Genomic DNA, 12,274 nt, shown 5'->3' with positions numbered 1-12,274 from the left:
GGGCGGCACCGCGGGCACACCGGGTACGCCCGGCAGTGGTTCCACCACCCCTCCGGCCGCCCCCTCACCGGAGCCCACGGGCGGAGCTGCTAGCGGCCCCACACCACCTCCAGCATCCAATCCACCTACGACGCCGCCACCGGTGACCGATCCCTCCACACCGCCGGTTATTCCGGCGGACCCCGTCATCCCGCCGCCGTCGCCGGAGCCCACCGTTCCGCAGCCCGAGCCAAGTGTCACCCAGGACCCCGTGCCGCCGTCGCCGGAGCCGACTGTTCCGCAACCCGAGCCCAGTGTCACTCAGGACCCAGTGCCAATACCGTCAGAGACCAGCCCGCTTCCGGATCCCGCGCTGACCCCGGCGGTGTGACCCATGACGGGACAGGACCATAAGGCAGGGCAGCTTCCGCCCGGGCCCGACGATCACCCGCCCAACGTTCCTTCCGGTGACCCGGAGTCCGGCCTGTCTTCGCCGGTGTTGACGGGCCATCCCGCGGCGGTCCGTGAGCTGCTGCTGGCGCTGGCCGTGGGCTTTTCCCTGCCCTCCCCGCTGCCTGGCAGCCTGGAACACCGTGAGGACCTGGACTCGGTCATCAACGCTGCGAAGGATGCAGGTTTGATGCTGCAGGACGGTTCGGTGGTGGGCACGGTCCGCTATGCGCTCCTGACCGGCACGCCACCGGCACAGATCCGGGCCCTGCAGCGGGAACTGGTGGACAGGATGTCGGCGGAGGGCCGTCCCTTGGGAACGCTGGCACGGCAGCTTGCGCGGGACGGGCTTCAGGATCCCCGCGTCGTAGCGGAGTTGGAGCGTGCCGCAGATGCGGTCCTGGAAGCCGATCCCGGTCTGGCGGCTGAAATCTATGCTGAGGCGCTGCTCTCCGGGGGAGAAGAAGCATCCACCGCAGCCAGGCGGGCCAGGGCTGCAGCGGCACTTGGCGACCTGGACACCGCCGGCAGGATCGTGGACCGGCTGCTGGCGACACCGGGCGCCCCTGACCTTCGCCTGGGTGTTGACGTCGCTGCGGCAGTCTGGGCACAGCGGGGCATGCTGTCACGCAGCGCCGACACGTACAGCTGGTTGGGTCCGGACAGGATTGAAGGTTCGGCGCCCCTTGCGGCTGTGGCCTTGATCGGGTCGGGACACGTAGCGGAGGCTTCGCAGTTGGCGGCTGCCGCAGCCACGGCAGGTTCGCCCACGCTGTTGGCCGTGGCTTTGTCGTTGACCCAACAAGGCCTGCTCCAAACACTGGGGCCAACGCCCCACATGGCGTTGCCGGAACTCATCAGGGCATCGGACATGATGAACGCTGCGGGGGCATCGATTCCCCTGCCCGAGACGCCTGCGGCCCTTGCCGCCCTGTGCGCCCTGCACACCGGCGAACCCGGCATTGCGGAAACCTTGCTCAAAGCGGCCCTTGCCGCCGGCCAAGGAGGCGACACAGCCCGTCCCAGGCTCTTCTTGTTGCAGGCATGGTCGGCCATGCAACAGGACAACGCCGAGGAAGCGCGTTTGGCGGCCAATGAAGCCGTGAAGGCGAACCATTGGCCCCTGTCGCCCCGGGATGGCTTCCTGCTGGCTGCATTGGACGTCGGTTTGGCGCGCCGCGGCAGCGAGGTCCACGAACTGGTGCTGGCCTGGGAACGGGCACGCGAGGCAATGATGCATGTGTCCGTGGACTTGTACAACCTGCTGCCCTGGGGCGAACTCATGATTGCCGCGGCCAGGTTGCGGGAGACCCGACGGGTTGGATATTACCTGGACGGTGTCTGGCAGTTTCTTGCCCGCGTGCCGGATGCTCCATTGTGGTCGGTGCCGTTGCACTGGGCCGGCGTGCAGGCCGCGTTGCTGGGCGAAAGCCCGGCGGAACTCGCGCCGCACGCTGCCGCCCTGGTGCGGGCCTCGGAACACAGCCATCTGGCATCCGTACTCGCAACCGCGGGCAAAGCCTGGGTTTCGGTGTTGGCCGGGCGGTTTGAAGCGCCCGACGTCGAATCAGCCGCCCGCGGTTTGGCCGCTGTGGGGCTGCCGTGGGAGGGCGCACGGCTGGCAGGCCATGCGGCCGCGCATGCCGGGGAGCGGCGGGACATGGTGAGGCTCCTGGCCTGTGCCCGGGATATCCACCCCCAAGGCGTCTCCGCAGCCTCCCCTTCTGTCCCGGGTACGGAACGTCCTGCTCTTTCCGCGCCTGAGGTATCTTCTTTGGCCGGGGATGGCCAAGCTCCAGGCTTCCAGGACACCTCCGGGCTCAGCCCCAGGGAGCGCGAAGTGGGCCGGCTGATCCTGGAAGGGAAGACCTACCGCGAGATCGGTGAAGCCATCTACATCTCACCCCGTACTGCGGAGCACCACGTGGCACGGATGCGGCGCCGTTTGGGGGCTGAAAACCGTTCCGAACTCCTGGTCCGTCTGCGCCTTGCGTTGGGGGAGGGGTACCCGCCTCCGTAGGCCGCAATCCCTGCAACCCCCTAATGCACATCCCCGCAATCCCCTAACGCCAAGCGGCGGGGTAGGGGGACCAGCCCCGATGCCCGGTCTTTGGCCCCGGCAATACGTTGAATGCAAGCCCGGCAAAGGCGCCGGGCCAATTACCAACCATCACAGAATTTGAGGGAGCACTCCAATGCCAACACTCGCACAACAGCTCGTGCAGTTCCTGATGAGCCTGTTCAACGATCCCGATGCCGCCGAAGACTTCGTTCGCGATCCGGAGACGGCCCTCGCCGCCGCCGGCCTGCGGGATGTCTCCTCGGCAGATGTGGACGCCGTTCGTCCGGTGGTCCTCGACTACGCACCCATCAATGCCCGGTCATCGTTCGACCGTGAGTACAACACCGGTGGCAACCACGCCACGACCGGTGGCGGACGCCCCGCCAATGACCACGACGGCGGTGGCTGGACCGGTGGTGGACGTCCCAACCACGACGACGACCACGATAACGGCGGCGGTGGTGGGGGTGCCGGTGGCGGTTGGGGCGGCGGTGCCGATGACCATGAGCACGACGACGATCACGGTGGTGGCGGTACCGGCGGGGGTTGGGGCGGCAGCCACGAGGATGACGAGCACGACGACGATCACGGCAACGGCGGTGGCGGCGCCGGCGGCGGTTGGGGCGGTGGCCATGACGACCACGCACATGCCGTGCAGCAGCTTGTCCACGTGGTGAACAACTACTCCTACACCACCACCATTGATGACCGGGACACCATCACAGACCAGTCCGTGAACCAGAACATCTGGGCAGATGGGGACGTCACACAGTTCTTCAACCAGGACGCCGTCACTGCCTCCGGAGACGGGGCCATCGCTGCCGGTGACGATGTCACCAACTCCGGCAACACCACCACAACAACCACAACCACCAACACCGATGACCACTCGGTGGACAACTCGGTCAACGTCAACACCAGTGGCGACAACAACGACGTTTCGGTGGGCAACGACTACTCGGACCACTCGGTGATCAAGGACTCTTACAACACGGAGGACTCCTACAAAACAGAGGATTCCAACAACACCGTCGATTCCTACAACACCGACGTGGATGTGGACGTGGAGATCGAGGATTCCTTCAACGAGGACAGCTCGACGAACACGACGAACACCACCAATACAACGAACACCACCAACACCACAACGAACACGGACTCCTTCAACGACAACTCCACGGACGTGGATGTGGACCTGGAGGACGTACAGATTGTGAACGACTCCGTGGTGGTCCAGGACAACGAACTCGACCTCGAGTACTCGCAGGACAACTCCACCAACGTGGAAGTGGACGACGTCAACGTCATCAACGATTCCATCGTGGTGGCGGACAACGAGTTGACCTACACCGAGGACAACTCCACCACCGTGGGCGACGTCGATGTGGACTACACCAACGTCGAAGACAACGTGATCGTGGCGGATAACGAGCTCGATGTTGAGTACAACGACATCGATGACTCGGTTGTGGTTGCCAAGAATGACGTCGACATCGACTAAGTCCAAGGAGCCCGCGCAGGAGTAGCAAGCAAAGCGCGACACCCCCGGCAGTGCCCGGCAGGCGTAATCCTGCCGGGCACTTCGTGGCCTCGGGTCACTGGACGACGACGGCACGCGCCGTATCTGAGCAAAGGAAGAACCGTGGCGGAAACAGTACGCATGACCACCCTTGTGGAGCAGGGAATTGCCTTGGCGGGCGACCGGAACGACCTCAGGCGTCGACTGGAAAATACGCTCAGGCGATTGCAGGATCCAAGCGTCAGGGTGATCGTGGTGGGCGAGTTCAAACAGGGAAAGAGCCAGCTAATCAACGCCTTGGTCAACGCTCCTGTTTGCCCGGTGGATGACGATATCGCCACCACGGTTCCCACAGTGGTACGGCACGGTGATCCGGCGTCGGCAGTTGTCCTCGTTCCCGACGCTGACGCAGCTGGACCCGAAAGCGGCGTCGACGGCGAAGCACGCACCGACGCGCGCCTGGAACGCCGGCCGGTGCCCTTGGCTGAGCTCGCGGACTTCGTGTCCGAAAAGGGGAATCCGGGCAACGCCAGGAACATTGTTGCCGCGGAGGTGGCACTTCCCAGGAAGCTCCTGACCGGCGGGCTCGTGGTGGTGGATTCACCCGGTGTGGGAGGCCTGGGCTCCAGCCACACCCTGACCACGCTCACCGCTCTGCCCTCGGCCCATGCCATGCTCTTTGTCTCCGATGCATCCCAGGAGTACACGGAGCCTGAAATGCGATTCCTCCGCCAGGCCATGCGTGTGAGCCCCAACGTGGCCTGCGTACTGTCCAAGATCGACCTCTATCCGGCGTGGCGGCAGATCGCCGACCTTGACCGGGGGCACTTGGCCGGGGTGGGGCCCGACATTCCGCTGTTTCCGGTGTCCTCGGAGCTGCGTCTCCAGGCCGCGCGGCTTCAGGACACTGAATTGAACGAGGAGTCCGGTTTCCCTGTGCTGGTCTCCCACCTTCGAAAGAACATTGTGGGCGAAGCCTCGCGCATCCAGCGCCGTTCAGTGGGCAACGACCTCGTGTCGGTCACCGGGAACCTCATGCTGGCGTTGCGGTCGGAACTCGCTGCGCTGGAAAATCCTGAGGATACTCCGCAGATGATCGCGGGCCTGAAGGCTGCCAAGGAGGATGCGGACGCCCTCCGCAAGAAGTCCGCGCGTTGGCAGACCACACTGAATGATGGGATTGGCGATCTCATTGCGGACATGGAATATGACCTCAAAGACCGTCTGCGCCGCATACAGCGTGAAGCCGAGACGGCTATTGATCAGGGCGATCCGGGTCCGGCGTGGGAACAGTTCGCCAAGTGGCTTGAGCAAAGCGTGGCGGCCGCGGTGTCGGACACTTTTGTGTGGACCAACGAGCGGGCGCAGTGGCTGGCCGGCCAAGTGGCAGAGCACTTCTCCGAAGACGAAATTGCCTTGCCTGCCCTCCACGTCGCGGATACCGGCGGCGTGCTTGATCCCGTTGCGGAAATCCAGGACATGGAAGACGGCCGCATGGGACCGGTGCAGAAGCTGTTGATCGGCATGCGTGGGTCCTACGGAGGGGTGCTCATGTTTGGCCTGCTGACCGGCTTGTTCGGGCTGGCCTTGATCAACCCCTTGTCCGTGGGGGCCGGGCTCATGCTGGGGCGGAAAGCCTACCGGGAGGAGCAGGAAGCCAGGTTGAAACGGCGGCAGTCCGAGGCCAAGCTCCTGGTGCGCAAACAAGTGGACGACGTCGTATTCCAGGTGGGCAAGCAACTCAAGGACCGCTTGCGGCTGGTTCAGCGCGCCACCCGGGACCACTTCACGGACATTGCAGAGGAACACCACCGTTCCCTTACTGAGTCCGTGGCTGCAGCGCAAAAAGCAGCAGCCTCCTACGCCGCGGAAAGGGAACTGCGCATCAGGGAGATCAAGAACCAGCTCAAAGTGGTGGATTCGCTGAATGCAGTGGCCAGGCAACTCCAGGACGAGGGGGCCGATGCACAGCAGGCAGTTCAGGCGTCCTCGACGGTCCCGGCGGGATGATCGAATCCGGGATCGCCGGCGCGGCTGATCTGCTCCGGCAGGCGCGGGAGGTCTTCCACGGGGACCCGATGGCGTTGGCGGAGCTGGACGAACTCGATCAACGCCTGGCAGGGCCTTTGCGCATAGCGGTGGCCGGGATGGTGAAAGCCGGAAAGTCCACCCTTCTCAATGCCATCATCGGCGAGGAAATTGCGCCCACCGACGCAGGAGAGTGCACAAGGGTTGTTACGTGGTACCGCTACGGGCACGCTCCGCGCATCACCCTCCACCCCTTCACGGGCGGGCCGCAGGCGCTTCCGGTGAACCGGGAAGATGGCCGCTTGGTGTTTTCGTTGGGGGAATTCCAAGCGGAGGACGTGGAGAAGCTGGTGGTTGATTGGCCATCGGCGGGTCTTCGGGACCTCACCCTGATCGACACCCCGGGGATCGCTTCCCTTTCCAGCGACGTCTCCGCGAGGTCCGCCGCTTTCCTGCTGCCCGAAGACGCACCCACCGCGGCTGACGCCGTCGTCTACTTGATGCGCCACCTGCACGCCTCGGATGTCCGCTTCCTGGAATCGTTCAAGGACACCGCCGCAGGGAAGTCCGGGACGGTCAATGCCTTGGCTGTCCTGTCCCGTGCGGACGAAATAGGTGCGGGCAGGATCGATTCGCTCATCTCCGCTGCCGTTATTGCCGACAGGTACAGCCAGGACGGAAACCTGAAACCGCTGGCTTTGGGAGTTGTACCGGTGGCGGGGTTGCTGGCGCAGAGTTCCCGGACCATGCGGCAGGCGGATGTGGATGCCCTCACGCTCCTTGCGGGAATGGAGCGGAGCCAGCGGGAGAGGATGATGCTCTCGGTTGACCGCTTTGTCCGTTCCACAGGACCGGACGGGCTGGCGCAGGAGTTGAAGGCTTCGCTGGTCCAACGGTTCGGGTTATTCGGGATCAGGCTTGCGGTGGCCCTGATCAGGGGCGGAACCGGCAATCCCACGGAGCTGGCACACGAATTGGCGCGGCGCAGCGGATTGGGCCGGCTGCAGGAGACCATTGCTTCGCTCTTCCAAACGCGGGCCGACGCCCTTAAGGCGCGTGCCGTCGTCGTCGGCTTGGAATCATTGGTGCGCGCTGCCCAACCCAGCCAGGCCGCCCTCCTGGAAACGGCGTTGGAAGAGCTGCTGGCCGGGGCACATGAATTCCGGGAACTGCGGCTCTTGGGGCAATTGCGCACAGGTGGCGTGGCACTGCCGCCGGGGCAGGCCGAGGAAGCGGAGCGCCTGGTGGGTGGCAAAGGCAACCAGCCGGTTCGAAGGCTGGGACTCCCACCGGACGCAGGGCCTGCGGAGATCGCGGAAGCTGCGCGGAACGCCCTGGACCGCTGGCGGCAGATCGCCGAAAACCCGATGCTGCTTGAATCCTCGGCGGTGGAAGCCTGCCGTATGGTCCTTCGTAGTTGCGAAGGGGTTTTGGCGGCTATGCCCGTCGTCCGCTGAGCAGCCAGGCTGTTGTTGTAGGAAGGAACAGCAGTATCAGGCCCGCCGCGGCGAGGACGAACTGGGCTGCGAGGAGTCCTGTGGCCAAGGCACCGTCGGCGCCTGGGGCCACCACATAGTCTGCGGTGATTACGGTGACCACGGCGTGGAGGAGGACCGTGGGGGCCAAGGCCCACCGAGGCCACGTGCGCCGCTTGAAGAGGACAGCCACGAGGACGGCTTCCATGGCCACCACCAAGGCGATCATGGCCAGGCTGCCGAGGAAGACGACGGCGGTGGCTCCCTCGATGGCCTTGGTGTCACCGTCCGGGACCATGGACTGGATGAGGCCTTTTAAACGCTCGAAGTGGCTTTCGCGACCAAGGAATCCGGTGACCACCACCGCAATGCCGGCCACGAAACTTGCCAGCCATAGCGCGCGGGACCATCGGGCCGGGCCTGGCGGCTTTACTGCTGCGGCTATGGGAGGCGGGGAGGAGAGTGAAATGCCGGGGCGCTGGGGTGGCGGAGGTGAAGCGGGCGGCCCGCTGACTGATGGGGTGGAAGGTGACTGCCGTGAACCATCAGCTTGCTGGGCCATGTTTACCTACTTCAGCTCGTCGGTATCATGCGTGTCCGGCTCACCGCGTTTGGCATCACCCGAGCCGAAGCCCTTGTTGTCGCCGGGGCCGTCCGATGACTTGTCGCGGAGCTTGCGCTCTTTGGCTTCAAGATCAGCCTTGAGCTTTTTCAGTCGGTCCTCTTCGGCCTGGTTGCGACGGCGGGTTTCCAGGTTTCGGAGGAACTCGGGGTCGTCATCCGGTGCGGTGGGGTGGCGCCGCGCAGGTGCGGCCGTGGGTTTGTTGTAGGGGCGTCCGAAGATGAACCACAGGACGGCACCCAACAGCGGCAGGACGATCATCACGATGATCCAAGCGGTTTTTGAAATACCTCGCGTCAGGTGGCGGTCCGTACGTATGACATCAACCAAGGCATAGACGAAGACAACAAGGACGACGACGACGCCAATAACGCGGAGCATGCATCAAGTCTAGTGCCCGGAGGCCGTTGGCTGGGCGCCCGGTTTGGGCCGTGATCAGAGTGCAACCATCCGGGCGGCTAAACTTGGATGGTGGCTTTCCTGAAGTATTCCCTCATTCGTCTGGCGCTGTTCGTGCCGTTGTTCGTACTGTTCGCCTTTTTGCAGGTTGGCTGGATCCTGGCGGTGGTGTTCGCAGGCCTGATCGCGTTCGCCATCAGCTACTTGTTCTTCCAGAAACAGCGCGACGCCGCCACGGCAGCCATGCGCGAACGTTTCTCCGGGCGGGCCAAGCCCATCCGCTCCGCCGGCGAGGTGGAAGACGCGGCGGCCGAGGACAGCCTGGTGGAGCAGAACCCGGACATTGCCGTCAACAACGACAAGCGTCCGGGCACGGCATAGTTTAGAAGCCGCGGCTCAGTATGAGCCCCAGCGAGAACAGCAGGCTGTAGCCGAGGTTGATCAGGCCCGTTTGCTTGAGCACTGGAATCAGGCTCTTCCGCTTCTTTCCGTTGACCATCAGCCATGCCGGCATGAGGCAGGCGGGGATCAGCAGGAGCACGATCAACATCCACGGCTTGGTCGGCGCCAGGACGATGACCAGCAGGATGGCGACGGCCAGCATCAGCACGTAGCTTTCCCTGGCGTGCCGGTCGCCCAAGCGAACCGCCAGGGTCCGTTTCCCGGCCGCGGTGTCCGTGGGAATGTCCCGGACGTTGTTGGCCATCAGCAAGGCGCATGCGATGAGGCCGGTGCCGATCGCGCCAATGACTGCCGCCAGGCTGACCTGCCCGGCTTGCGTATACGTGGTGCCCAGTGTGGCAACCAGTCCGAAGAACACAAAGACAAATACATCGCCCAGGCCCATGTAGCCGTAGGGGTTCTTGCCGCCGGTGTAACCCCAGGCTGCGAGGACGCAACCGATTCCAACAAGGATCAGCCACCACGTCTGGGTGATGATCACCAGGATCAGTCCGCACACCATCGCGGCACCAAACAGTGCGAACGCTGCCCACTTCACCTGTTCCGGCTTCGCGGCGCCCGACCCCACGAGTCGCAGCGGACCCACCCGGTCCTCATCTGTCCCACGGATGCCGTCCGAGTAGTCGTTGGCGTAGTTCACTCCGATTTGCAGCAGCAGCGCAACCAGCGCGGCCAGGATCGCGTTCGGCAACCGGAAAGCCTGGAGCTCGTACGCCGCTGCCGAACCGATCAGGACCGGCGCGATGGCCGCGGGCAGGGTGCGGAGCCGGGCTCCTTGGATCCATTGTGCAGCTGTCGCCACGTGTAGTACCTCGTGTGTTTCGCGTTTGATCTCAGTTGGGGGGAAGAACTTGTCTATTGTCCCTGATGCAGATTGGAAAGCTGTTCAATCATGGCCAGCCGGTCCGGTTTTCCGTTCGGCAGCATCAGCAATTCCTTGTCGGCCAGCACTGTTTTCGGTGCCAGGACGCCAAGCACTGCTTCGCGGCGGGCCGTGAATCCCTTGGTCCCTTCAGGACTGGGATCGTCCACGGCAACGTAAGCTGCAACGGCCTGGCCCCATTCGCGCGACGGAACGCCGGCGACGAAAGCAGCATTGACGCCGTCGAGCTCTTCCAGCTTGCTTTGGATGTACGCGGCGGAGGCCTTGACGCCGCCGGTGATGATGACGTCGTCGGCCCGGCCAAGCACGGTCAACTTGCCGTCCGGGGACAGCTCACCGAGGTCGCCCGTGACGTACCAGCGCGTGCCGTCCTCCTCGAAAAACGCCGCTTTGGAAGCGCGGGCAGCATCCAGGTATCCGGCTGCCACGGTGTCACCGCCCAGCAGGACGCGGCCCTCCAGTTCGCCTTCACCAATCCGGACTTCGACGCCGTCCAGCGGCTCGCCGTCGTAAACGCACCCGCCGCAGGTCTCGGCCGAGCCGTACGTGGTGACGACCTTCAGGCCCGCCGCTTGGGCGGCAGCAAGCAGCTCGGGCGACGCCGGCGCGCCGCCCAGCAGGATGGCGTTGAAACGGCGCAGTACGGCGAGCGTTTCCGGGGCAGGGGAATCCAGGAGCCGTTGCAATTGGGTTGGGACGAGGGAGGTGAACCGGATCTTGTCCGTGAGTTCCTCGGCCGCCGCGGTGAAAGCCTCGGGCGTGAAGCCGTCCGACTGGTCCATCACCCACGGTCGCGTTCCTGCGTAGAGGGAGCGGACCAAAACCTGCGCGCCGGCCACGTATTGCAGGGGGAGCGCCAGCAGCCACTGGCCTTCGCCGCGCAGGGCCATGGCGGTTGCCACGGACGACGCCGCGAGGGCATCGATGGTCAGGATGGTGGCCTTGGGCGTCCCGGTGGAGCCGGAGGTTCGGACCACCAGTGCCGCGTCTTCGACGCCGGTCTCCACGGGAATGGCTTGCGGCTCGCCGTCGTCGCCGGTGACGATTTCGACGGCGGGACCCTCGCCATGGAGGGCAGCCATCAGGGCTTTGAGGACAGGATCGACGTTCACAGGGAGTCCTAGAAGTAGTAGGGGAAGCTGGACCAATCGGGATCGCGCTTCTGCAGGAACGCTTCCTTGCCCTCAACAGCCTCGTCGGTCATGTAGGCCAGGCGGGTGGCTTCCCCGGCGAAGACCTGCTGCCCGGCCAGGCCGTCGTCTGCCAGGTTGAACGCGAACTTGAGCATCCGGATGGCCTGCGGGGACTGGCGGGCGATGTCTGCGGCGTACTCCAGGGCGACTTCTTCCAGGCGCTCATGGTCCACGGCCTCGTTCACGGCGCCCATCCTGACCATGTCTTCCGCGGAATATTCGCGGGCAAGGAAGAAGATTTCACGCGCGGCTTTCTGCCCGATCTGGCGGGCCAGCAGCGCGGAGCCGTATCCGGCGTCGAAACTTCCCACTGTGGCGTCGGTCTGCTTGAACTTGCCGTGCTCGCGGGAGGCGATGGTGAGGTCGCTGACCACGTGCAGGGAGTGACCGCCGCCTGCCGCCCAACCATTGACGACGGCGATGACCACCTTGGGCATGGTCCGCATCAGCCGCTGGACTTCCAGGATGTGGAGGCGTCCGGCGCGGGCGGGGTCGATGAATTCCTGCGTCTCGCCGTCTGCATAGCGGTAACCGTCCCGCCCGCGGATCCGCTGGTCCCCGCCGGAGCAGAAGGAGTGTCCGCCATCCTTTTCGGAGGGCCCGTTGCCCGTGAGCAGCACGGTGGCCACGTCCGGCGTCATGCGGGCGTGGTCCATGGCACGGTAGAGCTCGTCCACGGTGCCCGGACGGAATGCATTGCGGACCTCCGGCCGGTTGAAGGCGATACGGACCGTGGGAAGGTCCTTGACTCCGTCAGCCGTGCGCTCGACCTGTCGGTGGTACGTCATGTCCTTGAAATCATCGAAGCCGGAAACTGTGCGCCAGCGCGAGGGGTCAAAGATGTCGGAAACCTTGGCAGGGAGATCGTTGTTCACAGTCCGAGTCTAGTAATGGCCTCAGCTGATGCAGAACTCGTTGCCTTCCGGGTCCGCCATGATGTGCCATTCGTGGGGTCCTTGGTTGGCGGTCCAGAGGTGCTTGGCGCCCCGGGATTCAAGTTCTTTGCGCACAGCGTCCGTCCGGGTTACCCAAGTAGGTAACAGTAAATGTCGCAATGAGGGCTCAGTGGGACGTTTGCTGTCACCTAGTTGTACTGCCCAGGGAGGTTGGTTAGCCGGCTGACGGGTGGTTTGTTCCCGAGTGCGGTGTGGGGCCTGTGGTGATTGTAATAGTGGATCCAGGCGGGTAGGGCCTCTCGTCGG

11 protein-coding genes and 2 pseudogenes are annotated in these 12,274 nt (G+C 64.5%); 5 read left to right on the top strand and 8 right to left on the bottom strand.

Annotated features, from left to right (window positions below):
- A pseudogene (locus tag PJL15_RS22270) lies at positions 1 to 300 on the bottom strand (hypothetical protein); the annotation flags it as partial.
- 73 nt (positions 301 to 373) lie between these two features.
- Between PJL15_RS22270 and PJL15_RS22265 the strand changes: the two are divergent.
- The 4 genes from PJL15_RS22265 (at position 374) to PJL15_RS22250 (ending at position 7,495) form a co-directional block, all read left to right on the top strand.
- Positions 374 to 2,449, top strand: a complete 2,076-nt coding sequence (locus tag PJL15_RS22265) for a LuxR C-terminal-related transcriptional regulator (RefSeq protein WP_281453309.1) — start codon at positions 374 to 376, stop codon at positions 2,447 to 2,449.
- A gap of 175 nt (positions 2,450 to 2,624) precedes the next feature.
- On the top strand, positions 2,625 to 3,992 hold the full coding sequence (locus tag PJL15_RS22260) for an IniB N-terminal domain-containing protein (protein ID WP_281453308.1): 1,368 nt from the start codon (positions 2,625 to 2,627) through the stop codon (positions 3,990 to 3,992).
- A gap of 141 nt (positions 3,993 to 4,133) precedes the next feature.
- Positions 4,134 to 6,020: a dynamin family protein gene (locus PJL15_RS22255; RefSeq protein WP_281453307.1), complete on the top strand. Its 1,887-nt coding sequence runs from the start codon at positions 4,134 to 4,136 to the stop codon at positions 6,018 to 6,020.
- Positions 6,017 to 7,495, top strand: coding sequence for a dynamin family protein (locus tag PJL15_RS22250; protein ID WP_281453306.1), 1,479 nt, complete (start codon positions 6,017 to 6,019; stop codon positions 7,493 to 7,495). The genes PJL15_RS22255 and PJL15_RS22250 overlap by 4 nt, the downstream gene beginning before the upstream one ends.
- Here PJL15_RS22250 and PJL15_RS22245 read toward each other — a convergent pair.
- A complete protein-coding gene (locus tag PJL15_RS22245) occupies positions 7,476 to 8,075 on the bottom strand; it encodes a hypothetical protein (protein WP_281453305.1) in 600 nt (199 codons plus the stop codon). The genes PJL15_RS22250 and PJL15_RS22245 overlap by 20 nt on opposite strands.
- Positions 8,076 to 8,081: 6 nt before the next feature.
- Complete coding sequence (locus PJL15_RS22240; RefSeq protein ID WP_281453304.1) at positions 8,082 to 8,516, bottom strand: PLD nuclease N-terminal domain-containing protein; 435 nt, start codon at positions 8,514 to 8,516, stop codon at positions 8,082 to 8,084.
- 87 nt (positions 8,517 to 8,603) lie between these two features.
- Here PJL15_RS22240 and PJL15_RS22235 point away from each other — a divergent pair, with 87 nt between their 5' ends.
- Positions 8,604 to 8,915, top strand: a complete 312-nt coding sequence (locus PJL15_RS22235; RefSeq protein ID WP_281453303.1) for a DUF4229 domain-containing protein — start codon at positions 8,604 to 8,606, stop codon at positions 8,913 to 8,915.
- Position 8,916: 1 nt separating this feature from the next.
- On the opposite strand, the gene PJL15_RS22230 is transcribed toward PJL15_RS22235, so the two are convergent.
- The 5 genes and pseudogenes from PJL15_RS22230 to PJL15_RS22210 all read right to left on the bottom strand — a co-directional run.
- Positions 8,917 to 9,798: a 1,4-dihydroxy-2-naphthoate polyprenyltransferase gene (locus tag PJL15_RS22230; protein ID WP_281453302.1), complete on the bottom strand. Its 882-nt coding sequence runs from the start codon at positions 9,796 to 9,798 to the stop codon at positions 8,917 to 8,919.
- 53 nt (positions 9,799 to 9,851) lie between these two features.
- Positions 9,852 to 10,991, bottom strand: a complete 1,140-nt coding sequence (locus tag PJL15_RS22225) for an AMP-binding protein (RefSeq protein ID WP_281453301.1) — start codon at positions 10,989 to 10,991, stop codon at positions 9,852 to 9,854.
- 8 nt (positions 10,992 to 10,999) lie between these two features.
- A complete protein-coding gene (locus tag PJL15_RS22220) occupies positions 11,000 to 11,947 on the bottom strand; it encodes a 1,4-dihydroxy-2-naphthoyl-CoA synthase (protein WP_281453300.1) in 948 nt (315 codons plus the stop codon).
- A gap of 21 nt (positions 11,948 to 11,968) precedes the next feature.
- A pseudogene (locus tag PJL15_RS22215) lies at positions 11,969 to 12,181 on the bottom strand (VOC family protein); the annotation flags it as partial.
- Positions 12,157 to 12,274 (bottom strand): integrase core domain-containing protein (locus PJL15_RS22210; RefSeq protein ID WP_281453310.1); only part of this gene is annotated, 118 nt, incomplete at its 5' end. The gene PJL15_RS22210 and the pseudogene PJL15_RS22215, both read right to left, overlap by 25 nt.

It is taken from the genome of Paenarthrobacter nitroguajacolicus (assembly GCF_029952445.1).
In the GTDB taxonomy this organism is placed as follows: Bacteria; Actinomycetota; Actinomycetes; order Actinomycetales; family Micrococcaceae; genus Arthrobacter; species Arthrobacter nitroguajacolicus_B.
The sequence above is the reverse complement of the archived record's forward strand: the minus strand, read 5'-3'. Positions and strand labels throughout refer to the sequence as shown.